At 70.6% G+C, this 25,776-nt stretch carries 25 protein-coding genes and 6 pseudogenes; 17 read left to right on the forward strand and 14 right to left on the reverse strand.

Going from position 1 to position 25,776, the window contains the following annotated elements; translation table 11 throughout:
• Positions 1-56: 56 nt before the first annotated feature.
• Positions 57-920: an alpha/beta hydrolase gene (locus tag ACWGE1_RS26680; RefSeq protein ID WP_453423013.1), complete on the reverse strand. Its 864-nt coding sequence runs from the start codon at positions 918-920 to the stop codon at positions 57-59.
• 245 nt (positions 921-1,165) lie between these two features.
• Between ACWGE1_RS26680 and ACWGE1_RS26685 the strand changes: the two are divergent.
• A pseudogene (locus tag ACWGE1_RS26685) lies at positions 1,166-1,300 on the forward strand (transposase); the annotation flags it as partial.
• 126 nt (positions 1,301-1,426) lie between these two features.
• Here the strand turns inward: ACWGE1_RS26685 and ACWGE1_RS26690 are convergent.
• The 3 genes from ACWGE1_RS26690 to ACWGE1_RS26700 all read right to left on the reverse strand — a co-directional run bounded on the left by ACWGE1_RS26690 (position 1,427) and on the right by ACWGE1_RS26700 (position 4,439).
• Entirely contained in the window at positions 1,427-2,338 is a 912-nt protein-coding gene (locus ACWGE1_RS26690; RefSeq protein WP_453423014.1) for a sulfite exporter TauE/SafE family protein, read from the reverse strand.
• Positions 2,335-2,922, reverse strand: a complete 588-nt coding sequence (locus ACWGE1_RS26695; protein WP_453423015.1) for a rhodanese-like domain-containing protein — start codon at positions 2,920-2,922, stop codon at positions 2,335-2,337. The genes ACWGE1_RS26690 and ACWGE1_RS26695 overlap by 4 nt, the downstream gene beginning before the upstream one ends.
• 128 nt (positions 2,923-3,050) lie before the next feature.
• Positions 3,051-4,439: an MBL fold metallo-hydrolase gene (locus tag ACWGE1_RS26700; protein ID WP_453423016.1), complete on the reverse strand. Its 1,389-nt coding sequence runs from the start codon at positions 4,437-4,439 to the stop codon at positions 3,051-3,053.
• 368 nt (positions 4,440-4,807) lie between these two features.
• On the opposite strand from ACWGE1_RS26700, the gene ACWGE1_RS26705 reads away from it, so the two are divergent.
• The 5 genes from ACWGE1_RS26705 to ACWGE1_RS26725 all read left to right on the forward strand — a co-directional run bounded on the left by ACWGE1_RS26705 (position 4,808) and on the right by ACWGE1_RS26725 (position 7,240).
• Positions 4,808-5,074 (forward strand): metal-sensitive transcriptional regulator, encoded by a 267-nt coding sequence (locus ACWGE1_RS26705; RefSeq protein WP_365075569.1) that lies wholly within the window; start codon positions 4,808-4,810, stop codon positions 5,072-5,074.
• Positions 4,996-5,928: an NUDIX domain-containing protein gene (locus ACWGE1_RS26710; RefSeq protein WP_453423017.1), complete on the forward strand. Its 933-nt coding sequence runs from the start codon at positions 4,996-4,998 to the stop codon at positions 5,926-5,928. The genes ACWGE1_RS26705 and ACWGE1_RS26710 overlap by 79 nt, the downstream gene beginning before the upstream one ends.
• A 182-nt stretch (positions 5,929-6,110) precedes the next feature.
• Positions 6,111-6,530 carry a hypothetical protein gene (locus tag ACWGE1_RS26715; protein ID WP_453423018.1) on the forward strand — a complete coding sequence of 140 codons (420 nt, stop codon included), beginning with the start codon at positions 6,111-6,113 and terminating at the stop codon, positions 6,528-6,530.
• Between the two features lie 177 nt (positions 6,531-6,707).
• Positions 6,708-7,097 carry a hypothetical protein gene (locus tag ACWGE1_RS26720; protein WP_453423019.1) on the forward strand — a complete coding sequence of 130 codons (390 nt, stop codon included), beginning with the start codon at positions 6,708-6,710 and terminating at the stop codon, positions 7,095-7,097.
• Positions 7,094-7,240, forward strand: coding sequence for a hypothetical protein (locus ACWGE1_RS26725; protein ID WP_453423020.1), 147 nt, complete (start codon positions 7,094-7,096; stop codon positions 7,238-7,240). Before ACWGE1_RS26720 ends, ACWGE1_RS26725 begins: the two co-directional genes overlap by 4 nt.
• 367 nt (positions 7,241-7,607) lie before the next feature.
• On the opposite strand, the gene ACWGE1_RS26730 is transcribed toward ACWGE1_RS26725, so the two are convergent.
• The gene (locus ACWGE1_RS26730; protein ID WP_453423021.1) at positions 7,608-7,832 is read right to left on the reverse strand and encodes a hypothetical protein; all 225 of its coding nucleotides are present in this window, start codon (positions 7,830-7,832) and stop codon (positions 7,608-7,610) included.
• A gap of 143 nt (positions 7,833-7,975) precedes the next feature.
• Positions 7,976-9,736: an Imm49 family immunity protein gene (locus tag ACWGE1_RS26735; RefSeq protein WP_453423022.1), complete on the reverse strand. Its 1,761-nt coding sequence runs from the start codon at positions 9,734-9,736 to the stop codon at positions 7,976-7,978.
• 522 nt (positions 9,737-10,258) lie between these two features.
• Between ACWGE1_RS26735 and ACWGE1_RS26740 the strand changes: the two genes are divergently transcribed.
• Together ACWGE1_RS26740 and ACWGE1_RS26745 are read left to right on the forward strand one after the other, a co-directional pair.
• Positions 10,259-11,401 (forward strand): S8 family serine peptidase, encoded by a 1,143-nt coding sequence (locus ACWGE1_RS26740; protein ID WP_453423023.1) that lies wholly within the window; start codon positions 10,259-10,261, stop codon positions 11,399-11,401.
• Positions 11,402-11,522: 121 nt separating this feature from the next.
• Complete coding sequence (locus ACWGE1_RS26745) at positions 11,523-11,747, forward strand: hypothetical protein (protein ID WP_453423024.1); 225 nt, start codon at positions 11,523-11,525, stop codon at positions 11,745-11,747.
• Between the two features lie 368 nt (positions 11,748-12,115).
• Here the strand turns inward: ACWGE1_RS26745 and ACWGE1_RS26750 are convergent, their stop codons facing one another.
• Positions 12,116-12,757, reverse strand: a complete 642-nt coding sequence (locus ACWGE1_RS26750) for an NADPH-dependent F420 reductase (RefSeq protein ID WP_453423025.1) — start codon at positions 12,755-12,757, stop codon at positions 12,116-12,118.
• Between the two features lie 112 nt (positions 12,758-12,869).
• Here ACWGE1_RS26750 and ACWGE1_RS26755 point away from each other — a divergent pair, with 112 nt between their 5' ends.
• Complete coding sequence (locus ACWGE1_RS26755) at positions 12,870-13,256, forward strand: winged helix-turn-helix transcriptional regulator (protein ID WP_453423026.1); 387 nt, start codon at positions 12,870-12,872, stop codon at positions 13,254-13,256.
• A gap of 1,036 nt (positions 13,257-14,292) precedes the next feature.
• On the opposite strand, the gene ACWGE1_RS26760 is transcribed toward ACWGE1_RS26755, so the two are convergent.
• The gene (locus tag ACWGE1_RS26760; RefSeq protein WP_453423027.1) at positions 14,293-14,493 is read right to left on the reverse strand and encodes a hypothetical protein; all 201 of its coding nucleotides are present in this window, start codon (positions 14,491-14,493) and stop codon (positions 14,293-14,295) included.
• A gap of 125 nt (positions 14,494-14,618) precedes the next feature.
• On the opposite strand from ACWGE1_RS26760, the gene ACWGE1_RS26765 reads away from it, so the two are divergent.
• Both ACWGE1_RS26765 and ACWGE1_RS26770 read left to right on the forward strand, forming a co-directional pair.
• A complete protein-coding gene (locus ACWGE1_RS26765; RefSeq protein WP_453423028.1) occupies positions 14,619-17,231 on the forward strand; it encodes a hypothetical protein in 2,613 nt (870 codons plus the stop codon).
• A 484-nt stretch (positions 17,232-17,715) separates the two neighbouring features.
• Complete coding sequence (locus ACWGE1_RS26770; RefSeq protein WP_453423036.1) at positions 17,716-17,979, forward strand: transposase; 264 nt, start codon at positions 17,716-17,718, stop codon at positions 17,977-17,979.
• On the opposite strand, the gene ACWGE1_RS26775 is transcribed toward ACWGE1_RS26770, so the two are convergent.
• Entirely contained in the window at positions 17,967-18,401 is a 435-nt protein-coding gene (locus ACWGE1_RS26775) for a HEAT repeat domain-containing protein (protein WP_453423029.1), read from the reverse strand. The two genes, ACWGE1_RS26770 and ACWGE1_RS26775, sit on opposite strands and share 13 nt — an antisense overlap.
• A gap of 370 nt (positions 18,402-18,771) precedes the next feature.
• Here ACWGE1_RS26775 and ACWGE1_RS26780 point away from each other — a divergent pair.
• A pseudogene (locus ACWGE1_RS26780) lies at positions 18,772-18,870 on the forward strand (IS5 family transposase); the annotation flags it as partial.
• A 74-nt stretch (positions 18,871-18,944) separates the two neighbouring features.
• Here the strand turns inward: ACWGE1_RS26780 and ACWGE1_RS26785 are convergent.
• Together ACWGE1_RS26785 and ACWGE1_RS26790 are read right to left on the reverse strand one after the other, a co-directional pair.
• Complete coding sequence (locus ACWGE1_RS26785) at positions 18,945-19,832, reverse strand: SDR family oxidoreductase (protein WP_453423030.1); 888 nt, start codon at positions 19,830-19,832, stop codon at positions 18,945-18,947.
• A 27-nt stretch (positions 19,833-19,859) separates the two neighbouring features.
• On the reverse strand, positions 19,860-20,039 hold the full coding sequence (locus ACWGE1_RS26790) for a hypothetical protein (protein WP_453423031.1): 180 nt from the start codon (positions 20,037-20,039) through the stop codon (positions 19,860-19,862).
• An 89-nt stretch (positions 20,040-20,128) separates the two neighbouring features.
• Between ACWGE1_RS26790 and ACWGE1_RS26795 the strand changes: the two are divergent.
• Positions 20,129-20,437: pseudogene (locus tag ACWGE1_RS26795) on the forward strand (NF041680 family putative transposase); the annotation flags it as partial.
• 888 nt (positions 20,438-21,325) lie between these two features.
• Here the strand turns inward: ACWGE1_RS26795 and ACWGE1_RS26800 are convergent.
• Positions 21,326-21,493, reverse strand: coding sequence for a hypothetical protein (locus ACWGE1_RS26800; RefSeq protein ID WP_453423032.1), 168 nt, complete (start codon positions 21,491-21,493; stop codon positions 21,326-21,328).
• A 259-nt stretch (positions 21,494-21,752) separates the two neighbouring features.
• Here ACWGE1_RS26800 and ACWGE1_RS26805 point away from each other — a divergent pair, with 259 nt between their 5' ends.
• Both ACWGE1_RS26805 and ACWGE1_RS26810 read left to right on the forward strand, forming a co-directional pair.
• Complete coding sequence (locus ACWGE1_RS26805) at positions 21,753-23,444, forward strand: hypothetical protein (RefSeq protein ID WP_453423033.1); 1,692 nt, start codon at positions 21,753-21,755, stop codon at positions 23,442-23,444.
• A 437-nt stretch (positions 23,445-23,881) separates the two neighbouring features.
• A complete protein-coding gene (locus ACWGE1_RS26810; protein ID WP_453423034.1) occupies positions 23,882-24,106 on the forward strand; it encodes a hypothetical protein in 225 nt (74 codons plus the stop codon).
• 106 nt (positions 24,107-24,212) lie between these two features.
• On the opposite strand, the gene ACWGE1_RS26815 is transcribed toward ACWGE1_RS26810, so the two are convergent.
• A complete protein-coding gene (locus ACWGE1_RS26815; RefSeq protein WP_453423035.1) occupies positions 24,213-24,752 on the reverse strand; it encodes a hypothetical protein in 540 nt (179 codons plus the stop codon).
• A 407-nt stretch (positions 24,753-25,159) separates the two neighbouring features.
• A pseudogene (locus ACWGE1_RS26820) lies at positions 25,160-25,504 on the reverse strand (IS110 family transposase); the annotation flags it as partial.
• A 25-nt stretch (positions 25,505-25,529) separates the two neighbouring features.
• On the opposite strand from ACWGE1_RS26820, the pseudogene ACWGE1_RS26825 reads away from it, so the two are divergent.
• Both ACWGE1_RS26825 and ACWGE1_RS26830 read left to right on the forward strand, forming a co-directional pair.
• A pseudogene (locus ACWGE1_RS26825) lies at positions 25,530-25,625 on the forward strand (mycothiol transferase); the annotation flags it as partial.
• Positions 25,622-25,735, forward strand: a pseudogene (locus ACWGE1_RS26830) (RidA family protein); the annotation flags it as partial. The pseudogenes ACWGE1_RS26825 and ACWGE1_RS26830, both read left to right, overlap by 4 nt.
• Positions 25,736-25,776: the final 41 nt, after the last annotated feature.

Raw genomic sequence — 25,776 nt, forward strand, 5'->3', positions numbered from 1 at the left:
GGACCCCGGACAGGGGCCGGGGCCCCGCACCCCGGTCGCCCGGGGTGCGGGGCGCCTCAGACGAGGCTGGTCAGGAGCTCCGCGAAGACCTGCGGCCGGCTGAAGTAGCCGACGTGTGAGGCCGCGAGGGTGTGGACGTCGAAGGGATGGTGTGGGGTCAACGCGTCCGCCGCGCGAATCATGTGGTCCTGGACCGCCAGGGGAAGGCTCCGGTCGGCGGAGAGCCGGACGTAGGTGTGCGGCACCCGCCCCCACGCGTCGGCCCGGACCAACGCACCCGGCTCCATCGCAGAGTAGGTCTCGTCCGGGTCCAGGGAGTCGAGCAGCAGCCGGAACTGGTGGTCGGTCGAGTCGGCCATGACAGCGGCTTTCAACGCGGCGAACACGTCCGGATCGGCGTGTGCGGCCCGCCAGTTCAGCCGGACCACGCCCGGATCGCGCACGCCCGGCACAGCGATCCGGGCCACTGCGGCGTCCAGCAGGTTGTCGTCGACCACGTCCCACGCCTCGTCGAGCATGCCCGGATCGCTGAGGCAGAGCGCCGAGAGGTAGACCACGCGGTCGAGCAGCTCCGGTGCGGCGTTGGCGACGGCGCTGATCGTCAGACCGCCGAGGCTGTTGCCGACCAGGACGATCCGCCCTGACGCCGCGAGCCGTCGCAGGGTGTCCAGCACGTGGCGCACGTTGTCCTTCAACGTGACACCGCGCAGCGCGGAGGGCGCGGCGGCGAGTGCCGTGACGTCCTGGGGTTGCCGGTAGTAGGCGGCAGGGGTATCGGCGAGGTCGCCGTGACCGGGCAGGTCGACGGCGAGCGAACGGTAGCCGAGCAAGGCCAGCTCGTTCTGCAACGGGCCCCAGGCCCGGGCGTTGCTGGAGCCGCCATGAACCAATACGAAAGTGGGGCGCGAGTCTGCGCGCATGGTGAAGATCCTCGTCATCCTGAGGTGAACGGTGAACGCTGAACGTGGGACCCGGTGTCGGCGACGGCCGACACCACGGTCAGCGCGTCGACCGGGTACGCAGGGCCTGCCAGTTGTGGATGACGGAACACATGCAGCCGACCGTAACAGTCGCCTCCGCACCGCGCACGGCTCTTTCACGTCTCGTCAGCAGGCACGGCGAGGCAGCAGGGGTGACCGCCCGCCCGACCCTCGCGCGGTAGGTCTACAAGCACCGCAACGTGGTGGAACGGTGCTTCGACCGCTTGAAGCAGTGGCGTGGCATCGCCACCCGGTACGACAAGACCGCCCAGTCCTACCAAGCAGCCGTCACCCTCGCATCGCTCCTGATGTGGGCGTGACCGCGAAATCCTGCGCCGGATCTCTGCCGCCGGCGGACTGTATGCCCCGTGGCCGACCGGTTCGGCCGACGCGCTGCGCGGGACGGCATGTCCTGCGCGCCCAGGAGCCGGCCGGCGCGGATACCTCTACAGGTGTTCGGCCCCAGGGGTGGCGGCCGGCTCGCGGGAGTGGCGGGGTGTCGCGTGGGTGCCAGGTGGGCTGCGGCGTGCCCGTACCGCGGCCCACGCGGCGGCGGCAGCCACGGGGACTGCCAGGGCGGCCCAGGTCAGAGGGTTGGCCAGGAGGGCGTGCGGGAGCTGCTGGCTCAGGACGAAGATCCCCATGACGACCACGAACCAGCCGAACGCCTTGCGCAGGGTGTCCTGGGGGATGCGGCCGGTGAAGCGGCTGCCGATCAGGCTGCCGGCGACCGCGGCTGCGGTCACCATCAGTGCGAGGCTCCAGTCGATCTGGACGCCGGACAGGTGGCCGGCGAGTCCGGAGAAGGATTTCATGGCGATGACCAGCAGGGAGGTGCCGACGGCGACGCTCATGGGGAGGCCGCCGAGCAGGGCGAGGGCGGGGACGACGAGGAATCCGCCGCCGGAGCCGACCAGGCCGGTGACCGCGCCGACGACGAGTCCCTCGGCGATCACGTACGTGACGGGCTGCTCGGTGTGGGCGGGCCCGGCCGCCTTCGGTTCGCCGGACTTGCGGAGCATGGCGGCGGCGGTGGCCAACATCATCAGCGCGAATGCCACGAGCAGGACGGTGCCCGGCAGGTGCTCGGCCAGGCGTCCGCCGCCGTAGGCACCGACCATGCTGACCGTGCCGAAGAGCAGTCCGGTGCGCCAGCGGACCCGGCCCGCGCGGGCGTGGGGGACGAGCCCGACGGCGCTGGTGACGCCGACGACGAACAGCGAGGTGGCGATGGCCTCCTTGGTGTCCATTCCGGCGAGGTAGACCAGGATCGGCACGGTCAGGATGGACCCGCCGCCGCCGAGGATGCCCAGGCTGATGCCGATCAGGACCGAGGCCGCCAGGACGAGGGTGATCACGCTCGTTCCCGCAGGGGGGCGAGGACGGTGCGGATGTCGGTGCGCGGGCCGCGGTTGTAGGGCAGCTTCGACAACAGCATGCCCATCGCGCACGTATTGCTGAGCGCGGCGAAGGTCAGCCCGGCGCCGAAGGCGGTGCCGATCAGGTGCGCCCCGGGCACGAACACACCGACGACGCCGGTGACCAGTACGACGGATCCGGCGATCAGTCGGACCTGGCGCTCCAGGTCCCAGCGGGCCTCACCCCGGTTGACCGGGGCTCCGGCGGCCTCCCAGGCCATCATGCCGCCGTCCAGGACCGGCAGGTCGGGCAGCCCGGCCTCGGCAAGTGCCTGTTCGGCCTGGGCGGCGCGGGCGCCGGAGCGGCAGACGAGGACCACGTCCTCGTCGAGGTGGGTCAGCAACTCGGCGCGGTGCTCGCGCAGCGTGTCGAGGGGGACGTTGCAGGAGCCGGGGATGTGGGAGGTGCGGAACTCGCCCGGGGTGCGTACGTCCAGCACGCGCGGTCCGGTGCCCTCCGCCAGCAGGCCCGCGAGGGCGGCAGGGGTGAGGGCGGCGGTGAGGGTGGGGTTGTCGTGGGCCATGAAGGGGTGCTCCATCAGCAGGAAGGGCGGGCGGGCGCCCGCGTGTTTGGGCAGGGGCCGGCGGCCCCGGCGCCCGGCCAGGGCGGACGGGGGCGTTCCGGGACGGCCGGCGGTTCGTGGGGCAGGGCTCAGACGGCGGCGGGCGGGTTCAGCAGTGCCCAGGCGGCGTATCCGCCGAGGACGTCGGAGACGTCGGTGAAGCCGTGGTGGCGCAGCAGGCTGGCGGCGGTGGAGGAGCGGTGGCCGCCCGCGCAGTGCAGGACCAGCGGCCGGCGGGCCGGGATCTCGTCCAGGCGGTGCGCCAGCTCGCCCAGGGAGATGTGCAGCGCACCGTCGATGAAGCCGTTCTCGCCGCGTTCACCGCAGTTGCGGACGTCGATGACCAGGGGCGGCCGGTCGCCCGCGAGCGCGGTGCGCAGCTGGGCGGCGGTCAGCCGGCTGGCCGGGGTGACCTCCTCGGCCAGCGCGGTCAGGGCGTCGTCGGGGCCGCGCAGGTAGCCGGCGACGCGGTCGAAACCGATGCGCGCCAGACGGGTGACGACCTCCTCCTCGCGGTTCTGCGGGGCGACGACCAGCAGCTCCGTCCCGGGGTCCAGCACGGTGCCGGCCTGCTCGGCGAACCGGCCGTCGGCGGGCACGTTCACCGAGCCGCGCAGATGTCCGGCCGCGAACTCCTGCGGGTCGCGGGCGTCGACGACGACCGCGCCGGCCTCGCGGCGCTCGGCGAACTCGGCCGCGGTCAGCGGGCGGGGCGCCGCGGCCGGGTCGTACAGCCCGCGCTCACGCCGGTTGAGGTCGGCATCGTAGGCGAAGTAGCCGGGAGCCGCGGACTGCCCGGTGGTGACCAGGGCGACGAACTCGGCCTCGCTCATCGGCGCACAGGCGTAGTTCGTAGCCCGCTGTTCGCCGATCGTGGACTGCTTGTCCGTGGAGATGTTCTTGCCGCAGGAAGAACCCGCGCCGTGCGCGGGGAAGACCCTCACCTCATCAGGCAGGCCCATCAGCTTGTTCTGCACGCTGTCGTGCAGCATCGCGCCGAGCTCGTCGGCCGTCACACCGACCGAGGCGAGCAGGTCGGGCCGGCCCACATCTCCGATGAACAGCGCGTCCCCGGTCAGCACCCCGTACGGAACGCGGTCCCCGCCGTTCTCGTACACCAGCACGCTGATCGACTCCGGAGTGTGCCCCCGCGTCTCCATGATCTCCAGGGTCGTACCGCCCAGGCTGATCGTCTCGCCGTCGAGGAGCTTGCGGATCGCGTACTCCGTCTCGGCCCGTCGGCCGTAGCCGATCCATGCCCCGGTACGCGCCGCCATCTCCAGGTGGCCCGCGACGAAGTCGGCGTGGAAGTGGGTGTTGATGACGCCGACCACCCGGAACCCGCGGGCCTCGGCGTCGGCGAGGTACTCCGATATGTTCCGGCGCGGGTCCACGACCACAGCGTGGCCCGTCGACTCGTCCGCGATCATGTAGGACGCCTGGGAAAGACAGTCGAGGTAGTACTGGGCGAAGAACACGAGAGACCTCCAGCAGAAGCGAGAACATACCCACCCGGGTATGCGGGACGGCACAGTGCGGCGCAGGCCGGCAGGCGGAGAGGGAGAAGTCCGGAACCTTCAGAGGGTGGAGGGGTGGGCGGGCGAGCCGACCCCGAAGGGCGCTCGGCGCACATCGGGTCCAGATACCCCCTGGGGTATTACATTCTCGACGGTAGGAGTGCTTCCGCGCCCTGTCAAATACCCCCATGGGTATCCTGGTCCGCGGGGATGAGGGGCGGGCGGCCGACGGCACGGGTCGCCGGTGTTCTTCGCGGCTGCGGACCCTCACCCGCCAGATACCCCCTGGGGTACTATCGGAAGGCAGCGCACACATCCAGGAGGCACCGGTGAAAGTCGACGACGACGCAGTCAACGCGGTCCTCAACCGCCTGCGCCGCGCCCAGGGGCAGCTCGCGGGCGTCATCGCCATGATCGAAGCCGGACGCGACTGCAAGGACGTCGTCACCCAGCTCGCCGCCGTCTCCAAGGCCCTGGACCGCGCCGGCTTCAAGATCGTGGCCAGCGGTATGCGTCAGTGCATGGCCAACGCCGACGAGAACCAGGCCCCCATGACCGAGGAAGAACTCGAAAAGCTCTTCCTCGCCCTCGCCTGACATCCCGCAGCCAAGACGGCCCGGCCCCTTCCAAGGAGCCGGGCCATGGTCGTTCAGCCCGTGACCCGGGGCCACAAAGGTCCATCCATCCCGGCGCCCCGGTCCTCGTCGCCGTCATCTGGGCGACTCCCCGTTCACCGGCCTGGCGGACAACCGGCCGCAGAACAAGGTTCAGGAGGACCCGGTGTGGAGCGCGCTCACCTACAACAACCTGGGGCTCGGCCCCGCGCAGGCCGCCCCCCGGTCCGGCCGCCGCCGCCCGCCCCGGCCGCGCACGCCCGGGCGGTGACTGCCTCGGCCGCTCCCGGTGGTTCCCGCACCCCCGAGCGCCCGGCCGTTGCCGCGGGAGGCCGCTCGGCCCGGAGGCGGCCAGTCGCCCGGCCGGGCTGCGCCGTCGGCCTGGTTCGGCCGGCGCTCGCTCACCTCGACCGAAAGGCGAACCTGACCGGGACCGAGAACATCTACACCGCCGACGTGGTTGCCCTGACCCTGGCGGCGACGTCCTGCTGATCGAGCGCGGCCGGCCGCCCTTCCAAGGGGCCTGGGCGCTGCCGGGAGGCCATGTCGACGCCGGAGAATCGCCGTTCGTGGCCGCCGCCCGCGAGCCGGCCGAGGAGACCGGTGTTCACGTGCCCGTCGGCAACCTCCACCAGATCGGCGTCTGGGACCAGGTCGCCGCGACCCGCGCGGCACGTACGTCACCTTCGCGTACATGGTCATCGGCCTCGACGGCAGCCGGCCATCGCCGGGGACGACGCCGCACCGCCCGCTGGTGGCCCGTGAAGGATCTGCCGGAGCGCCTGGCGTTCGACCACTCCGACATCATCAGTGCGGCCGTGGCACCCAACTCCTGAGGGGGCGCCGGATACCCGGGTGCCGCGCACAGCTCCTCCAGGCCGTTCTCGGCACCCCGCCGTTCTCGGCATCGAGACCCCGGCCCGCACCGGCTCACCGTGCCGTGCCTCCGCACGGCCGTCGGCACGAACTGTGAAAAGCACATGTGGTTCCACCAGGGCGTATGTCATCCTCGGGTCCCGTGTCAGCACGTAACCGCCGCCTGCCTCGGGACCTGTCGTGGCCGCTCTCGCCGACAGACATCCGCACTGCCCTTGGTACGGGAGAGACGATCGCCGTCGACCTGCGGTTCGACGACCGCACTTGGAGTGACGGCACCTTGCTGCACGTCGAGTGGATACCGCCGCTCTCTTCCAACTACGGCACGGGCATCGATCCCGGTCTGTGGAACACCGTACGGATCCACATCGCCCCGATCGCGGACATCCGACGGGGCATCGCCCGCCTGGCCCTGCTCCGGCACGCGCTTCCCGAACTCGCGGCCTGGACCTACGCCGCCCGGTCTGCGCCCGAGGGCTGGGCCCTGAGCAGCCACAGCCGCTCCTGGCGGTTCGAGGACCGCTCCATCGCCCATCGCGACGACCACGAGCCGTACCGCTGAGCACCACACACTTCGACGAACGGTGCCGAAGCAGAGGGGAGTCGGTCCGTCGAGAAACCGTCTGGGAGCGGTGTCGGCTCCGCGCAGGGTGGTCTCGCCCCCGTTCCCGGGCGCGATGCGCCCGGGGCGAAGCCGGGAGCCGGAACCGGGCAGTGAAGGGGATGGTGGACGGTGCGGGTGGGGCGGGCGAGGGAGCTGATCGGCCGGGCGGTGACGGACGCGGTGCGTTCCGGGTTCGCGGCCTGGTTCAACGACATGGGCTACGCGACGCATCCGGACCCGCCTCCAGCGTTCCGGGCCGGGCGCGAGCGCGCCGCAGGCCATGACGCCTCCCGCGTTCCCGAGGTGCCCGCGGCCCGGGTGGAGTCCACCGTCACCGACGGCGAGCCGGGCATCGTCTTCTCCTTCAAGGTCGAGTACGGCGACGAGCCGCTGGTCCAGCTGTCCGTACCCCGTACGTGGGCCCGGCAGGTCGCCGGCGGCGGGTGGGCGGCCGTGGACGCCGGCCGGTGGTCGACGTCCTGGAATGGGACGGCAGCGTCACGCCTGCCCGCCCCGTACGGGTGAGGACCGCGCTGATCCGGGCCGACTACGACGCCCGGATGCACGGCTGGCGCGCCCACGCCGACACCCGCACCTGCCGTGTCGCCTGGACCGGCCAGGGCACCGCGTCGCTCGTCCTGCCCTGGGACGAACCCTCCAACGCGTGACCACACCTGCACGGTCGGCGCGCCTTCGCGCGTACCGTGCCGCGAGCCGCGCTCACACCGGACGATTCCGAGAGGGCGCGTTCCAGCACGGCAGGGCTCTTGACGAGGGTGGGGCGGGATACGGGCGCCGGGTCACCCACCCGCCACACCCAGCACGACCCGGGCACCCCCGCGTGTGACAGTCCAGATGGGAAGACCGGACGACGGGTTGCCCCACGCAAGCAGGGCCCGGCCGCCCGGTAGCCACACCGGCCGGGCCCTGCGCCACACAGCACAGGCACACGGACGAAGGCCCCGGGGGTCACGACGTCCCGGGGCCTTCTTCACTTCGCTGACCTCCCGGCTCAACGACGAGCGGGGCGGTGTGTCACGCCCAGTCCATGCCCGGCTTCGCGAGGGCGGCGAGTCGGTCGGCGGTGAGCCTGGCCCGGTGGCTGATGGTTGCGGTCCGATAGGTGCCGGTGCGCGCCCCGCTGGACGGGCTGTCCTCCAGCCGTGCCTCCAGGCCGGGGAAGTCGCGCGCCCGTCCGCCCTCGGTGTCGTTCCTGGACTGGCACGGTGACGGACGCGGCTGCCAACGCCACGACTGCACCCCTTCCCCGGCCGTCCGACCTGATCAGTCGCCGGGGGCGCGTGCGTCGTTCCGGCCGGGGGCGAGGATCGGCAAAAGGGCCTCGGCGGCGTCGCACATGGTGCCGGGCGGCGCGGGCCCGGCGAGATCCGAAAGGGAACGGCCTAGACGGGGCGGGCGGCTTTGAGGAGCCGTTGGGGCAGGTAGGGGGACTCGACGCGGATGTCCCATCCCCGGCGTCGGGCGTGGCAGGCCAAGGCCAGGACGTTGAGGTCGATCGCGACGTCGAGGGTGTCGGCGCGGTCGGCGACCTGGTAGTGGTCGCGGTGGGCTTCGAGGGCATCGGCCAAGGCCAGGTTGAAGCTCTCCTCGTCGCCCTCCACGAGCTGCGACAGCAGTACGGCGGGCGGTGGGAAGAAGCCCCACTCCATGGCCTGCTCGGCCCCACGCAGCGCCCGCTGCGCCGCCGGCTCGGCATCGACTCCCGTCAGGTAGGCGTGGAGGGCCTCCCGGTACGAGGCGAAGGCCGAGCCGTCCTTGCCGGCGATCGCAGGGCCGGCGAGGACCAGGGGGGCGAGATCTTCGCGTACGCCCGTGATCAGGGCGAAGACAACGGCATTCGTCCAGTTGCCGGCGCCCGCCGCCTGGTCGCGCGCGGCGAGGCAACGCAGGTTCTGGCCGTCGATGCTCACCTCGGCCTCGGTACCCGGCTCCGCCAGGGCGATGCGGAACAGGGCCGCCCCCAGCCGGGAAGCCAGCCGCAGGTTCGAGAGCTGGGCGTCCGTGACGTCGGCCGAGTCACCCGCGCGCAACTTGAAGAGGAGCTCCTGGTAGTGCATGGCGCTCTCCAGCTGCGACAGGGCAAGGGGCTTCCCCTCTTCCGAGGTGAGGGCCTCCTGGGTGGACTGGTCCCACAGGGCTTCGATCATCGGGTTCACGGGCCGTCCGCCGGCCGGCCGCTGGACCACCAGCGGGCCTGCCGCCAGCGCGGCGACCGCGTCCGGCCGCCGGTCGCGGCCGAGGCCTCCCACCCTCGGGCCCCGGGCTTCGAAGCCGGTGACCAGGGCGTGCGGGAGGTAGTCGGAGTGGGCGGCCGGCATCCAGCCCAGAGTCCGGTACGCGACCGAGGCCAGGCCGAGCGGCAGAAGCGGGAGGAGACTGGCCGGCGAGGCGGCGGGACCGTGCGCGGTGGCGTGCGTGAGCAGGAGGGCCGCCAGTCCGGAGTCGAAGGCATCCCTGTCCTCGGCGGCCAAGGCGCGCAGGGTCCTCAGCGCCAGACTGTCCGGGCGGTCGAGGAGGCTTTCGCCGGTCTCCTCGGCCCGGCGTCGGACGCGGGCCAGTGCGGCGTCGATGGCGGCGAGCTTCGCCTGCGCGCTCGGCGGGTACTCCGTATCGTTTCCGGTGTCGTCGAGGAACTGGGCCGTGAAGCCGGTGATCAGCTCGCCCGCGGGGCTTCCCTGTGCCGCCTCGGCGAACTTCTGGCGGGCGAAGTGGAAGGCCTCACCGTGCCACTGAGCCCTGTCCCTGAGAAGCGCGAGACAGAACGCGTCGATCCACTCGCCAGGAGTGATGCTCTCCTGGGTGTCGTCCTCGTCGCCCGGGTCGTAACTGATGCCGAAGTTCACGTGGTCGAGGAAGACCCGGAACGTGCAGTGCGGGTGGTACGCCGCGAAGGAGACGGCGCCGGCCGCGGCCTCGGCGGCGTCCTTGAGAACGGCCTCGGCCTCCGGAGTGTCCAGGCTGGGCGTCTCGACGGAGAGGGCGCCCAGGTAGTCGAGGAAGTCCTCGGCGATCGACTGCCATTCGTAGGTGGCCATCCGACCGGCCTTCGACATGGACCGGACCTGCCCCCCGATCCGGTTCGCGAAGTCCTCGCGGGCCGCCGAAACAACTGCCTCGCCGACCTGATGACGCTCTATCCGCACTGTGCTGCTCCTTGATGCCGGTCCGTCCGGACAGCCTAGGCGCGGCATCCGACAGAACGATGACGACGGACCTGGCCAAGGCGCGGGAATGACTGGAGTCCCGGACGGACGGAGCAGGCCAGTCCGCGGCCGCCGGTTGAGAGGGCCGAACATCTCCCGTCTGCTCAGCCGCTCTTGGCGTTGGTGAGGGCGTCGGCGAGTTCGTCGTGGCTCATGCCGGACCGGCCGCGGATCCGGGCCTTCGCCGCCTTCTGGTACAGCTCGGCCTTGGGGTCAGCGACTGCAGCGACCGGGAGCGGGAGGTTCCCGGCGAGCTGGTGGTGCGTTTTCGCGGGGGCCGGGTCCTTCCCCGTGCAGGGTGCCGTGCCGCACAGGAGCTGGAGTTCACGGAGAGTCAGGTGCTGCCCTGGACAGACAGTGTGATGGGGTGGGTGCGTGCGAGATTGCAGCGCGCAGGGACACAGAGGGGCATAAATGCGGGGCAACATACGCCGACACGGGTCGTGGCGGAGAGTGGCGGCCATGATCGTCGCAGTCGGGGCGATCAGCGCGGGCACGGTGATGCCGGCGGCCGCCGATACCGACCTGCCGGAGTACCTCACGAAGATGCGAGCCCAGGAGATGTGGAAGGTCGCAGACGGCACCGGAATCACGGTGGCCGTCATCGACAGCGGCGTCAAAGATCTTCCAGGGCTCAAGGGGCGGGTCCTGCCCGGTGTTTCGTTCATGGAGCCGCCGGTCGGCCACCCGGATCAGACGTACCCGGCGCACGAGGATTTCGTCGGGCACGGGACCACCATGACCGCAGCGATCGTCGGTGACGGCTCGGGGGGCGGCCCGCAGGGCCTCGCTCCCGGCGCCCGGGTCATGCCCATCCGTACCAGTATCGGCACGCCCATGGCTTTCGGCGCGATCGGCGAAGCGGCCAAGGGAGTTCGGTACGCTGCCGATAACGGAGCCAAGATCATCAACCTGTCCATCGGCGGCTGGTGGTCCTTTGACAAGCTCCGGCCTGCTGTCGAGTACGCGCAGAGCAAGGGGGTGCTGATCTTCACCGCCATGGGTAACGAAGGCGCGGAGAAAAACTCCACCAACCCCATCGCCATACTGGGGGGAGTCCTCGGCGTCGGAGCCGTCGACATCAACGGTGACCCCATGCCGTTGTCCTCCCACGGGCAGGACACGGACCTGGCCTCCTTCGGTGGCAAAGCCCCGGTCCGCTGCAAGGAGAACACCGCCTGGTGCATGTCGGACGGAGGTACCTCGTACGCCACAAGTCTCGCCTCCGCCTCCGCCGCGCTCGTCTGGTCGGCACACCCCGACTGGACCGCGAACCAGGTGGCCCGCGTCCTCATCCAGACCGCCGGTGCCCCCCGCGACGGCGTCAAGCGCAACGACTACGTCGGCTACGGAATCCCCCGCCCCAGCAAGGTGCTCCTCGATCACGCGGGAGACCCGGGGGCGCCCGACGCTGACCCCTTGGACGGCCCGGCCCCCTCGAAGGCCCCCACCCCCGGCGCGGGCCAAACAGCTGCTGCGGCGCCACGCGCGGAATCCGCGGCTGCGAAAGCCGGCTTCTCCTGGCAGTGGCCGGCACTCGGCGCCGTCGCTGCCGTGTGCCTCGGCCTCGGCATCACGGTGTTCGTCAAGCGCCGCCGCCGTTGACCCCGGGCCAGCCTGCCCCGGACAGCATGAACATGGCTGCGCCCCGCCCCGACCATGCGGAGACGGGGCGCCGTCAGGCACCGGCCTGCCACACTTGAGGCCACCCGAGGGAAGGGACGCCGTGAGTGCAGAATTCGTCCGTCTGACCGTCACCGACACCACCCATGGGGCGCCGTGCGTCGTGTCGATGTCCTACAGGCGCGAGCTGTGGAATGACGTGACGGAGCACGACCGCGAGCAGCTGCGCCTGATCGCCCGGGCCCGGTACGGCAGCTGGTTCCGCGACGAGTTCGGGTTCCGGCTTTCCGACTCCCACCTGGACGCCCTGCCCGTGACGGCTGACTGATCCCTACCCGTTGCCGGCGGCCCGCCGCCCTTCACCGCGGCCTCGACCTTGTTCCGCGGCTCCCCGATCTCTTTCGCGTACACGGTCACCGCGGCCTGTGCCGCAGCCGCCCGGTCCCGCCACGCCTGCAGAGCCTCCGACGTCGGGCTCTTCAATACCGCAGCATGTGCCGCGTCCGAGGCGGCCTGGAGACGGATCAGGCGCTGAGGAACTGCTTGCCCGTGCGCTGCTGGTACGTGGCCGGGGACAGCAGCACCTGGCGAACGGTCGGGATCACCTTTCAGAGGACACCGTGCCACCCACCCCCCACGGGCCCGGTTCGCGCGAACCCGGCCCCGAGCGGCCGTTGCTCCCGGGGCCCGCGGGCATCAGGCGGCCCTCGGGGGTTCCGGGAAGGCCAGGGCGGGCGAGTCGCCCGCCCACCACACGCCGATCACGAACGCAGCCGTGGCCTCCACGTATGCCGCCCGGTCCAGCCCGCCAGCCGGCATCGGGCTCCACCCCATCGCGGTGATCAGCTCCACGACGTGCTCGGCGGCCCCCGGGTCGTCCGTGCAGAACGGCACCGCGGGCGGGGGCGCGCCGAAGACGCCCGCCGGGTGCTTCCACATGCTCACGTGGGCCAGGTTGAAAGCCTTCACCACGCGTGCGCCCGGCGCCGCCGCCCCGATCAGGCCGGCCACGCTCTCCCCGGCGCCGGTCGTCAGCATCACGCCGCCGGGCCCGGGGGCGAGGGGGTTCGTGCAGTCCACGACCGTCCGCCCGGCCAGTGCCCTGGCGTGCTCCCGCGCCAGCGACGGCGCCGCCCCGGCCGGTACGGCGAGCAGCACCACCTCCCCATACCCCGCAGCCTGCGCGGGCGTCCCGTGTCCGGCCGCCCCGATCCGCCCGGCAAGCGCCTCGGCAGCGGCCGCGTCCCGCCCGCCGACGAACACCTCGTGCCCGACCCGTGCCCACGCGCCGCCCAGTGCCGCCGCCATGTCCCCCGTACCCAGTACACCTATGCGCATCGTCGTGTTCCCTCTCGTCCTGTCTCGTCCTGCTCGTTCCGTTCTGCGGGATGACGCTACGGACGCCGACGCGCACCGTTCGGTGTCCATCGGCGGAGGCAGGATGGGCGGCATGGAGAAACTGACCGATCCTGCCGCGGGCCTGCCGGACCTCGCGTACACGGCGGACTGTCGGGCGCGCGTCGCCTTCGAGGTGCTGGCAAACCGCTGGGACAGCGTCGTGGTCTTCACGCTCGGGGTGACCGGCCCGATGCGGCCCCGCGCGCTGGTGGCGCGAATCGGCGGGATCAGCCCGAAGGTTCTGAACGAGGCACTGCGAAGGCTGGAGTACAACGGCCTCGTCGAACGCCGCGCGTACGCCGAGGCCCCGCCGCGCGTGGACTACGCCCTGACCGAGGCGGGCACGGCGTTGCTCACGCCGATGCGGGCGATGGGCGCGTGGGCCGCGCGATACGCGGACGACGTACTCGACGCGCAGGACCGGTACGAGATCCGCTGAGCCCGGGAAGACGGTGATGCCCTGGCCGTGGAGACAGCGGCTGAGTGCGGCGCCGTATGAGCCCGTGCACTCCACCCCGGCTTGGCTGAGGTGACCCGGTGTCCGGGCCCGGTCCGGTAACTGTTCGCCGGTGGGGCGGGGTGGGCGGCGGACCGGCTGACGGAGGTGCTCGGGGCGCCGTTGCCGCGGTGCCTGCCGCGGGTGACGGCGTCTGCGGTGCCGTCCCTTCGGCGCCATGAACGACCGGCTGCGCGCCGCGCTGCACAAAACGTGGGGCGACGCGGTGTGTCCGGTCGTCGAAGGGCCGGGTGCACGCCGTCCCGGGCGCGCCCTGCCGTGCTCCTCGGCCTGCCCGGGGCGGACCCCGGGTCCTGACACCTGACGTCCTCCGTTCCTTGCTGCTGTCGCTGGGGCGCCGATATGGCGTGCGTGGGTGAGGCCCGGTGCCCAGAGCGCTCTGGGGGCAGCAGTACCACCGAGCCGCCCCAACGTCACCGGCCGCTGATCGGCCCGCTGGCCGGTGTGGTGCACAGCCGAGTCCCGCTACGCCCGCGAACACGCCGAGAAGCGGGCCGCCCCGATCGCGAGACCAAAGCGAACGGCTGAATCGGCTGGCTCTATTCCTGGATCGTGGGTTCTGGCTCCAGAAACTGAGCCAGAACCCACTCCCGTGTACGACGCCAGGTATCCAACCGCGCTGGTTGTTATGGCCGCCCAGGTGTGGGCGCGCGCGGTCGGCGTTTCTGGATCCACCAGATAATCCATCCCGTCACGAACACGCTGAGGGGGTTCACTGCTCCCCGGAGGATGCTGTGTCCGGCTGTCCGGACAGGTCCCGAAGGGAAAACCACCAACAAGCAGCTACACGGACGAGATCGATGGAGCCCGGGTCACCTACTGCATGACCAAGCTGCGGACCGTCACGATCGTGCAGTGCCCCGGACCTGTCCGGGCCCACCTTGAGTCGAAGTACGAGGGCTGACATCTTCCGTGACTGAATGAGCCGGCCTCAGCAGGGCCCGGCGACGTACCGCCGTCACGAGAGGAATTGTGCGAGAGCGCCGCTCAGGGTGGCCGCGAGAGCGAACGTCACAGCGAAGGCGGTGGCGGCCCGGGCGAGAGCCGCAGGGTACGTGGCGCCGTCCAAGCGGGCGAGCTTGGCAGCGCCAACAGAGGTCAGCAGCGCGAAGAGGAACACCAGCGCGGTGGTGAGCAGGACAACGACAAGACCGGACACGACCAGCTCCCTGCAGACGGTGGGGTTTTGACGTGCCGAATATTGCGGAACCGGTGTGCGCCGGGGCTCGGGCCGGACGATGATGAACACCGGCGAACACCCCGAACCGGGGCGGGCAGGTGCATGTGAGTGAGTGCAGGGGGCGAGAAGAAGCCCTTGAAGAGCTGCGGCAGAGACTGGCCGACGGGCTGGCCGGCGCTCGGCTGTCCAAGAAGCAGGTCGCGGGGGCGGCCGGGCTGAGTCGCACCACCGTGCAGGAGGCGTTCCGGCAGGGGGCGGGTGCCCCGTCGGCCGAGACGGTTGTGGCTATCGCACGCGTGCTGCGTCTGCGGGAGCGAGAACTGCTGAGTCTGCGGCGGGATGCCGCGGCCGAGGCTGCCTCCCCACCGGGCCGGGAGCAGGGGCCGGCGAAGCCGATCAGCGAATGGGATCCGCACGACCTGGAGGTGCACCCGGCCGGGTCCTCCACCGCTGGGCAGGGGCTTGCGGCAGGTGCCGGGACGCTGCCGGGCTATGTCCCGCGGGCCCACGACGATGTCCTGGCGGAGTCGGTGCGCGATGCTCAAGAGGGTCGTAGCCGGATCGTGGTCCTGGTCGGAGCGTCCTCGACCGGCAAGACGAGGGCTTGCTGGGAAGCCGTCCAGCCGCTCGCTCGACAAGGGTGGGGGCTGTGGCATCCCTTCGCCCCCAAACGAGCCCGAGCCGCGCTGAAGGACCTGCAGCGGGTGCAGCGGTGCACGGTGGTGTGGCTCAACGAGGCCCAGCACTACCTCGGTGATCCCCGGCTGGGCGAGCAGGTCGCGGCCGCTGTCCACGGTCTGCTCACGGACCATGATCGCGGGCCGGTACTGGTCCTGGGCACGCTGTGGCGGGAGTATGCCGACCAGTACATGGCCCTCCCGACACCAGGAGGTGCCGATCCGTACAGTCGCGTCCGCGAACTGCTCACCGGCCACACTCTCACCGTCCCGGACACCTTCGACCGGCAGGCGCTGCGCACAGCGGCCAGGTTTGCAGAACGCGGCGATCGGCTGCTGGCCGACACCCTCACCCGGGCCGGCTCCGACGGGCGGGTCACCCAGGATCTGGCCGGCGCACCTGAACTGCTGCGCCGCTATGAGCACGGCACCCCGGTTGTCAGGGCGGTGCTGGAGGCGGCGATGGACGCTCGTCGCCTCGGCATGGGCCTGCACCTTCCGCAGGACTTCCTCACCGACGCCGCGATCGACTACGTCAGCGACCAGGACTTGGCCGGGCTCACCGAGGACTGGTCGGAATCGGCATTCGCTGATCTGACCCGTCCGGTCCATGGCAAACAGGCACCCCTGACCCGCGCCGGTGGCCGCCCCCGGCGCTACCCTCCCGGCATCATCATCCCGGTCACTGCATCGGTACCGGCGGCGGCGCCGGGCTTCCGGCTCGCCGACTACCTCGAACAGCACGGGCGTGCCACTCGCCGGGCCATCTGCCCACGCGCCTCCTTCTGGCACGCCGCCTGTACCCACCTCACCCGGCCCGACGACCTCCTCAACCTTGCGGAGGCAGCCGAAAGGCGGTACCGCCTCCAATGGGCCCACCACCTCCGCCAGCGGGCCGCGGACGCCGGCAGCACCGACGCCCTCGTCGAGCTGGCCCGGACGCGGAAGGAGGCCGGGGACCGGGAGAGAGCCGAAGCCCTGTACCGGCAGGCCGCCGAAGCCGGCAGCACACGCGCCCTGTTCTTCCTCTCAAGACTGCGGGACGAGGCGGGGGACAGGGATGGGGCTGAAGCCCTGGCCCGGCAGGCCGCTGACGCCGGGGACACCGCCGCATTGCGCGTTCTCGCGCAGACTCTGGAAGAGGCCACCGCCTGGGACGGAGCCGCGGCCTTGTACCGGCGAGCCGCGGAAGCCGGCGACACCGACGCCCTGGTTGACGCGGCGCGGATGCGGGAGAAGGCCGGGGACCGGGACGGAGCCGCAGCCCTCGCCCGACAGGCCGCCGACGCCGGCAGCGCTCACGCCTTGAGCTGGCTGGCGCGCCTGCGGGAGGAGTCGGGGGACCGGGACGGAGCCGAAGCCCTGGCCCGGCAGGCCGCCGAAGCCGGCGACACTCACGGTCTGTCCTTCCTGACCCGGCTGCGCGGGTTGGCAGGGAACTGGGAAGCAGCTGAAGCCCTGGCCCGGCAAGCCGTTGCCGTCGGCGACCACGACGTCCTGGTCGAGCTGGCGGGGCTGCGGGAGAAGGCCAACGAGCGGGACCGAGCCGCGGCCTTGTACCGGCAAGCTGCGGACGCCGGCAGCACCGACGCTGTGGTCGAGCTGGCGCGCCTGCGGGAGGAGTCGGGGGACCGGGACGGAGCCGAGGCTCTCGCCCGGCGGGCCGCCGACGGCGACAGCCACGCCCTGGGCGTTCTGATGCTGATACGGATCTTGACAAGGGACTGGGAGGGAGCCGAAGTCCTGGCCCGGCAAGCCGCTGCCGCCGGCGACCACGACGCCCTGGTCGAGCTGGCGCGGGCGCGGGAGAAGGCCGGGGACCGGGACAGGGCCGACGCCCTGGCCGAGAAACTCGCAGACCTCGGCAACGGCTACGCCCTGGTCGAGCTGGCGCGGATGCGGGAGAAGGCGGGGGACCCGGAGGGAGCCGACGCCCTCGCCCGGCAGGCTGCCGACGTTGGCGACGCCGGGTGGTTTCTCGGTGGCCGGTGGCGATACGGGCTGGATGCGGAGGGCCGACCAACACCTCCCTGGGAGTAGGAGATCGGGTGGGCTGCGCGGGTCCGTGCTGTGCCCCGGCGGTCATCTTGCGGGGGAACCCCGGGCCTTCAGGCATGGGAGGACATGGTTCCCCGCTGCTCCGCAAACGCGTCCTTCTCCCAGAACAGCGAACAGGTGCCCCGGCAGACAGGACTGTCAGACGCATGCTCGCGCAGGTCTTTGGCCCTGCACGGCGGCACTTCTGTTGCGGTGGGGCGGTGACGCGGGGCCGCCTCTCTCGTGTGGTGATTCGCGGTGCCGATGGATCCGGTGGAGAAGTTCCGCCGGCTCCAACGCCTGATGCCGATCCCGAATTTCGCTCTGACCGGAGTTTCGTGAAAACCCAGGTCAGCGGCAGCCGCCCATACCTGGAGATCTGCGAACGCGGCCACCGCGGCAGCCGCCAGGTCGTCCGCAAACACCTCGCCGCCCTCCGAGCCGGATACGCAGAACCCGTCCGTGCCGACATATCCAGCCCCGCAAGATCACCGAGCTCCTCCGCCACAGGCGTGGTTTCCTGCTGACCCAGTGGATCCGTCAGGCGGAGCAGGACGCTCCGAAGCCGGTCAGGGGCTTTGCAGGATTCCTCCGCCAGGATCTCGACGCCGTCACCGCCGGCCTCACGCTTCACTGGAGCTCAGGCGTCGTCGAAGGCCATGTCAACCGCGTGAAAACGCGCGAGCGAGCGATGTACGGTCGGGCCTCCTTCACGCTCCTCCGGACCCGGATCCTCACTCAGGGTGAGTAGCGGTCAGGCGACCGCCGTGGTTCGAGAATCCTGCGGGCTTCCCCGCTCACGGCGTTATCCGCATCCGATGCCAACGCTGAGCACAGTGCCGCGAGCCGTTCCCCGTCCTCTGCGGACTGACCGCAGACATTGAGGATTGCAGCATCAAGGTGATCGCCAGAGTCGTCATCCGCGCTGGCGAGCGCGGCCAGCACCATGCGCAGACCAAGCACGTCCCAGCGTCCGAGCAGAGCCTGCGCCGTCTCTTGAATGACGAAAGTGTCGCGACCATCCAGCAACAGCCGGTGCAAGACCTCAGCCACTTCGGGAACCTCCGCGACGGCGGCCAGACGCCGGCCTGAGGCCGCTCTAACAGACCATGACGCCGAAGTAGACCCCTGAAGATATGGGGTCAGCTCGTCATCAAACTCGGAACGGGTCATGGTTCTCACTCTGGCATACCCCTTTCGCCCGCACTTTCGGCCCTCACGCAATCGCGGTCAGAGCCCGAATTCTCCTCAGGGCTACTCTTCGCCCCAGTTGGTTCACTCTGTGAACCAACTGGGGAACGTGGGGAGCGAGAGCGGACCTGACGTGGTTGCTCTTAACTGGCGTCAGAGCTGTGGGGGATGATCGGGCCATGCTGCAAGCGAGAGACAAGCGCGGTCGTCAGGTGAGGAATCCGGGGCCCACGGCCTTGAGCCGGATGGTGGCGAACCTCGGCCGGGGCAACGCCTTCGTGATCGTCGAGCGAGTCGACGATGAGGCGGTCGGTGATCTGGCAACGGTCCCGGGGTGCTGACCGCTCCTGAACCCGCCCGCTCTGAAGCCGTGATCCACCCCGCTATGACCGACCTGATGGCCCGCCGCCTCACCGGCGAAGCCACCATCTCGTGGCGCGACGCGGTATAACCGGATGAAACGCCAATTACGGGATGGAACATCGGGAGGACGCGACCTCTGAGAGTGCTTGCCCCTGCCATCGCTCAAATGAAGTCGGAGGCGTGACCGTGCGCCCAGTGGCGGAAGGTGCGAGCTGGACTTCCCGTTATTCGGTCGAGTGTGAGGTAGGCATCGTCCTCCGGGGCCCTCGTGCCAGCGGGTTCATCTGTGATGCCTTCGATGCCGTCGTAGCTTTCGAATCCGAACAGGAAGTCTGCGTTCGCGGCCGCGAAGCCCCCCTGGGCTCGGTAGAAGTCGCGGGCTTGTTCGGCGGAGACCTCATCGAGCGTGATCTGTTCTCCGATCGCCTCTGCGATCACTGCAACCTGTTCGCGTTTGGTGAGACTTTCCGGTCCAATGATCGTGTCGATCCGTCCGAGGCGGTGTGGGTCGAGCAGGTTGGCCAGGATGACGTCGGCAACGTCGGCCTCATGGATGGGATGCCCGATCTGATCAGGAAAGGGCTCCACAGCTCGGCGACTTACCTTGATCGCTGGTCCCCATATGAGGAGCGAGTTTGTCGCGAACTCACCGGGACGCACGATGCTCCAATCCAGTCCTGAGTCCATGACGGCCTGCTCGACGACGGCGTTGTACGCCGTGTCGTAGCCGGCCGTTACGGCGGCGGAGGAGACCACAACCACGTGCTCGACGCCCGCCTGTTTTGCGCGAGAGACGACCGCCTCAACGGTCTCAGGGCCCGCGATCAGGACGAGTTGCGCGGCACCGTCGAATGCGTGCCTCAGTGTGGACGGGTCGTCCAGGTCGCCGAAGACCACGTCCGCACCATCCGGCAGTGAGGCGCGTTGCGGGTGTCGCGAGATTCCGCGCACCGTGTGACCGGCATCAAGCAGCCCTGCGACGACCGGGTGGCCGATCGTCCCAGTGGCCCCGGTGACAACAATGGGAGAGGGCTTCTTTAAGTGAGACATAGTTTTTCACTATAAGACGTCGACGAATCATGATGCATCCGAGAAGCGGCCGCAGTCCGGACACGCAGAGCCCGTCGCGCTGCCTCTCGCCGCCACCTCGGCCGTCCCGAACGCGGCCGTAACCGCTTCGGCATCCACTTCGTCGATACCGGCGAATGCCAGTGAGTCCCAGAACGGTGCATCGGTCTGCATGACCAGCACCATCACCGTCCACAGCCGAACGCAGCAGCGGCCGACAGACACCTGAGGGAGCGTCAATTCTGATCGTCGGACGACAAGGCGTACGCGGTCTTGGGGACCGCTGGACCTGGCTCGTCCTGGCCGCACACGCTCAGCTCCGCCTCGCCCGCCCCCTCGCACGGGATCTGCGCCGGCCGTGGGAGCGGCCGGCGGAACCGAACAGACTCACGCCCGCCCGGGTCCGCCGCGGGTTCAGGAACCTGCACGCGAAGACGGGCACGCCAGCCGGTGCACCAAAACCCACCCGCCCCGGCCCTGGCCGCCCGCTCGGCTCGAAGAACCGGCGGCCCGCCACCCGTTACGACGTCGGACGAGTCCTGCACCCGACCCACCACAAGGTCGGCACCAAACCCCGACGAACCTGATGAACGGCAAGAACGGCCCTGCTTAACCGAGCACCGAAGGGCCGGTTGGTTGGCCGATTTCCGCAGGCCAGTCAGGCCGCCACCTGGTCAGGAACTCGGTCCAGTCCTTACGCAAGAAGTTCGGATCCAGGGGCTTCAGACGTATTTGGTGCGGCCAGTCCGTCCACCACACCTCGAACCGGGTGACGACGCCTTCCGTTGGCCAAGCCTCTGTCTCGGCAGGCAGGAGAAGTACGTCGACGAAGCCCCCCACCGCAAGCCCGATGTCTACGAACACGCCGATCGCCCCCGGCCGGGGAACGCGGACGACCGTTCCTGTGAACACCTGCCCAAATCGCAACTGGGCGCGGATTCGACCCCACTCGACATCACTGACCACAGCACATCATCGCACTGCGAGTACGCGCGGGAAGAAGGGTAAAACGGCAAGCTCAGGCCTGGCCAAAGCCGCGCTCCTTTCGCGGAACGACCCGTTTCGCAAGCCCGGAAGCGGGCCGGGCGCCAGCCCGAAAGCAGCCCCCGGGAAGGTGCTGCTGTCCCCCGCGGGGATGGATCCGGGCCTCGTGTACGCGTGGGTGGCTTGTGCGGTGTGTCCTCAACTGCCCTTGAAGAACCGGATACTGATGAATATCGGCACCCTTCCGATGTAGGGCCTGGTTGACGGGTCATCGATGCTCGATTTGGGGTCTGGTTCGTGATGCGTGTGCGGCGTGAGGTCTGCGACGAGTACGTGGCAGGGTGCTGCCGGTGCCGGTCTGGCGGCGGGCGATCCGTTCCGTCACTGCCCTCACCTCCAGCCGCCGTGGGCGCTGAGGGTGAGGAGTGGGGGCGGGCCCGCCGGTGCACGCGTGTTCGGGCGCGGGGGTGTGGCCCCGTGTCCGTGCGGTGCTATTCGCGGTCGTGGCCGGCGGCGGTGATGACGGCGATGAGGACGAGGAGGCTGACGGCGAGGGTGGTGACCTGGTCGGCGTCCCAGCCCTGTTGGAGAGCGAGGACGATGATGGCGGCCACGACGTAGGGCCAGTTGCGGCGCGGGGGCATGCTGGGAGCAGCCATGACGGGTCTCCGGTTTTCGGGATTGGGCGGAGACTCACCGTCGCGGGCCACGACAATGTTCGCTTCGGCCGATCAGCGTTTTCACAGGTCGCCGGCCGGAAGGACGGGACAGCCGGCGCGTTGTCCTGCGGGACAGATCTCTTCAGGGGGCGGGATGGCGGGGCGGCCGCAAGGCGAGCTGCGGGGGCGGACGGACGAGGCCAACGCCCTGGCCGTGTGGCTGCGGAACGTCACGAGAGGGAAGACGACCCGCACGTTGGTGGAGGAGCTGAAGGCTGAGGGCTTCCCGTACGCGAGGACGTCGTGGAGCGAGGTCCTCAGCGGCAGCCGCCCGCCATCCAGGGAACTGATCGAGGCAGTGGTGCGCCGCTACGTCACGACGGATGGGGCCGCCCGGCTCCGGGAGGGCCTGCGGCTCCTGGAAGCGGCGAAGCGGGCAGGGCAGGCCCTCCGGGACGGGGTGCTCCCGCCGGCTGATCCGGAGGGCGCACGGCTGGGTCCGGTGGCGCAGGCGTACAAGGACCTGGCCGCCGCCCAGCAGAGCAACGCCGAAGCCTGGCAGAGGCTCCACGAGTCCGAGGCCCAGCGCCGGGCTCTGGAGAAGGCGGTGTCCTTGCTGCAGGTGCAGTGCACCAGGCTGGAAGTCCAGCTGGAGCAGGACAGGGAAGGGCGTGCCGAGCTGGAACAGGAGCTGGAGCAGCTGCGGGAGTTCTGGGACCGGGCCGGTGGGCAGCTGGAACACGCCCGCCGTCTGGAGGAGAAGGCCTTCACGATCCGTGCAGCGGCTGAGCAGCGGGTGGTCCGGGACGAAGCGGCGCTGCGGGCCTTGGGCAGGGAGGCGGTACTGGAGGCTGAGGTAGCCCCGGTTACCGGGGAGCAGAGACTGCCTGCTCTGAACGAGCTCGCGCAATTCCTGGAACTGGTCGAGGAACGGCTGGAAGCCCAGGACGCGGAGCTCGACGAGCTTGGCGAGGAAGTCGGTCTCCGGCCTCCAGCCCGTGCCGGCACCGCGGCGGCCGGGCCGCCGGTTGTCCCGGGACAACCGGCGGACGAACGCGACCGGCCGACTGACCTGTCTGTCCCGGGACAACGGCAGGACAGCCAGGACAACGCCGTGAACAGCGAAATCGACGGCGTCGGACAGAGGGACAAACAGCTCCTGGACCTGCTGGAGACCGTGCACACTGCCGCGGACATGGCGCGCTCGTTCAAGCACTTGGAGGAGCGCTACGGCAGCCCGCCCCGGTTGACGCTGGCCGGGCTGGCAGCCAAGGCCTTCGGCGACAAGCCGGACACCGCCCAGCGGTGGGCGGCGGCGCAGGTGCTGAGAATGGGCACGGGCAAGCCCATGGCCCGGGAGCATCTCGAGGCGCTGGTCGCAGCCCTGGACGCCACCCCCGAGGAAGTCGACGCCTTCGAGCGCGCGCACGACCGTGTGGGGAAGGCTCACGCTCTGCTCGCGTCCGAGGCGCCTGCCCCAGTCTTCGCGGTCCGCCCGAAGGACCCGTCCCCCGTGGCGTCGGGTCCCGGGACGCCCCCGCAGCCCACGGCGGCCCGCTTCTGCGAGCCGGCGCCGGTGTTCGTGGGCATCCTTGTGGTCAGTCTCGCGCTTATCGTCATCGGGCTGTTCCAGCACACCCCCGGACCTTTCGCGGATGCCCAGCTGACGACCGCCGGATGGTGGTTCACCGGCAGCGGCTTCTTCGTGGGCGTGGCCCCTTTCATTTCCCTGGGCGTGTGGGATGCGAGGAGGAATCCTGTCGCCCCGGGCGAGACGGACGGCCAGCCGTACGACCAGACGTACGGCTACCCCCCCGATGGGGTGAGCGGCCCGGGCCCAGGCACTTTCCATGGGCCGGTGATGGAGTGGTACCCCGAAGGCGGGATCCGCTGCGCGCATCTGCGCTTGGACTGTACGGGCAGGGCAGGTGATCGCGGCGACGGCCGGTGACGCCCGGACTCATCGATTTGGATCATGTGGCGGGTTGCTGCCGTCGGGTCCGTTGCCCGGGGGCCGGTGGTCTGAGCGCCGGCGCCGGGGGCTTGCCGGACGGCCCCCGGGGTCCCCCGGCCGGGGAGGAGGCCGGGGTGCGGGGTGGTGTCCGGGTGCCGTACGGATCCGGGCGGCAGCCCGTCGTGCGGGCGGGCCTGCCCCCATGACGCCAGGGGGAAGGGCGGCATGCGGCGGGGCCCGCTCCGGAAGCACCCCACCCCCAGGCAAAAGCTTCCGGTATCCACGCGTCTGACCCAGCCGCCCGCCCCCAAACGCCGTCCCCTCCCAGAGTTCTGAGAGAGCGTCAAGGACTGCTGTGATCTCGCGACACGTGAACGCAGCTACCGGGGTGAGCTCCGGATGCCGTGCCGGCCGGGGCGCCGCACGCTGGAGGCATGGCGGACCAGACGGAGATCGTGATCCATCCCGTGTCGCCGCAGGGCGGGCGCAAGGTCACCGCGCACGCGCTCGGCGTGGACGCGGACCTCGGCCGGGCGTTCACGCCCGCGGACGTGTCGGAGTTCCTGCGGCGGGCCGGTCTGGAGGATGTGGATCTGTCCGAGGACGGGCCGGTCCGGTGGGAGGGCGGCGGCCCCGAGGTGTGGACCGGCGACGCCTGACGGCCCCGGGCCCCAGATGACCGGGTGCCCCCAGAACCGGTGCGCCGTCGAGCCGTGCGCTGAACGTCCTCACGCGGAGGAGATGGCGGGCGCTGCGGGGGCGGGGTCAGGGGATGCGGAGGCTGGCGATGAGCCGTTCGTGCATGGCCTTCAGGGCCTTCTCGTTCGCTTCGGGACCGAGGGCCAGGGCCTGCACGAGGTGCTTGTCGTCCGCTATGAGGCGGATGAAGCCGGTCAGGGTCGCGCCTTCGGCCTCGGAGGTGAGACGTGCGTCGAGGGCGGGACGGCCGTCGAATGTCACCTTCCGCACGTTACTGCTGGTCAGGGGCTCGACAGTGTTCTGCATGTACGACTCGAGAATGCGCTGGAGATTGTCCTCGAGCGGGTACCGGTCGCCCGGCATGTCGTGGACGGCGAAGCCGACCGCTCCGTCCGGGGTCTCCACGATGTACGCGCGCACGTCGACGGGCTTGCCGTCGACGGAAACGGTCGCCTTCCGGACGGTGGCCTTCCCGGGAAGCTCTGCGGTGATGCCACTGGGCGGATCGGTGGTCTCCACCCAGTCCACGGCGGGCGTAGCGGGTAGGGCCGTGACGTGCAGCGGCGCAGGGGCGGAGGGGGCGGCCAGCGCGGCGGAAGCCGGCACACCTCCTGCGATGAGGACCGCGGAGGCCGAAAGCATCACAAGGCGCTGTGTCCGGGAACGGTGCGTCATACCGATCACTTCCCATCAGGTGCTCGCTGACCGGCGGCCCGGGCGCCCGCTCCCGGGCCCTCTCCCAGCGTCCGTCCCGATCACTCGGGACGCACCCGGGCGAAACGGATGGCGCCCGGCTCCCGGCCGGGAGCCGGGCGGCGCCGTGACCGGGCCGGCATGGATCCATGTGTCCTGGAGACGGTCGAGCGCACCGCTCAGGCGCGGCGGAACAGGTCGCCGATATCCACCGGATTCCGGCGGCGCCACGAGGAGTCTGGCCGGCGGGGGCTGGCCAGACACGCATACAACTCGTCCCGGAAGTGCGACGCTTCCGCGAGCGCTTTCCCCGGAGCGGAGCGGTTGACCATCTGGGTCTTGTCCCAGATCGCGTCCTGGTGGGCACGGGCCAGGACCGCGATGGCCTGGGCAAGCTCGCTGTCGGCGGGCAGCGGCCGGTGGGCGGCCTTGTCGGTGCGGAGGATGTTGGCCAGAACCCGGGCGTCACCAGCATCCGATTCGGCCCGGGCAACGCTGCTGCGATCCCGGTAGCGGGCGGCGGCCAGCGGGTTGATGGCGTAGATCTCCCTACCCGTGGCGCGCAGGCACCGGGGCAGAAGGCCGCGGGGGGTCTCGATTGCTACCGGTATGGGGTCTTCGGGGTTGTCGCCGTGATGGGCGAGCAGTTCCATGAGTGCGTGGAAGCTCCCCGACTGCCGCTCCGGCAACGCCGACCTCCGCTGGGTGCTCATCCATCTCGTCGAGGAGACCGGACGGCGCGCGGGGCACGCGGACATCGTGAGGGAGCTGCTTGACGGGCGGCGGCCGCGAAGCTGGGGGCTGTACGGGTCGCGCCGGCCACGCTGCTGGGCGTCGCGGCGCTGGATGCCCCCGAGCATCTGGTGGAGATCGAAGTCACCGCCGTCCTCGGCTGAACCGGCGGGCCTTGGCCGCGCCGGTCTGTTCGGGGCGCGGT

It is taken from the genome of Streptomyces sp. NPDC054932 (assembly GCF_053610205.1).

What these genes read in the sequence shown, in the direction of transcription:
- ACWGE1_RS26680 (WP_453423013.1), bottom strand. Translation starts at nt 920, where the DNA reads ATGCGCGCAGACTCGCGCCCCACTTTCGTATTGGTTCATGGCGGCTCC.
- ACWGE1_RS26695 (WP_453423015.1), bottom strand. Translation starts at nt 2,922, where the DNA reads ATGGCCCACGACAACCCCACCCTCACCGCCGCCCTCACCCCTGCCGCC.
- ACWGE1_RS26740 (WP_453423023.1), top strand. Translation starts at nt 10,259, where the DNA reads ATGATCGTCGCAGTCGGGGCGATCAGCGCGGGCACGGTGATGCCGGCG.
- ACWGE1_RS26750 (WP_453423025.1), bottom strand. Translation starts at nt 12,757, where the DNA reads ATGCGCATAGGTGTACTGGGTACGGGGGACATGGCGGCGGCACTGGGC.
- ACWGE1_RS26755 (WP_453423026.1), top strand. Translation starts at nt 12,870, where the DNA reads ATGGAGAAACTGACCGATCCTGCCGCGGGCCTGCCGGACCTCGCGTAC.
- ACWGE1_RS26775 (WP_453423029.1), bottom strand. Translation starts at nt 18,401, where the DNA reads ATGACCCGTTCCGAGTTTGATGACGAGCTGACCCCATATCTTCAGGGG.
- ACWGE1_RS26785 (WP_453423030.1), bottom strand. Translation starts at nt 19,832, where the DNA reads ATGTCTCACTTAAAGAAGCCCTCTCCCATTGTTGTCACCGGGGCCACT.
- ACWGE1_RS26800 (WP_453423032.1), bottom strand. Translation starts at nt 21,493, where the DNA reads ATGGCTGCTCCCAGCATGCCCCCGCGCCGCAACTGGCCCTACGTCGTG.
- ACWGE1_RS26810 (WP_453423034.1), top strand. Translation starts at nt 23,882, where the DNA reads ATGGCGGACCAGACGGAGATCGTGATCCATCCCGTGTCGCCGCAGGGC.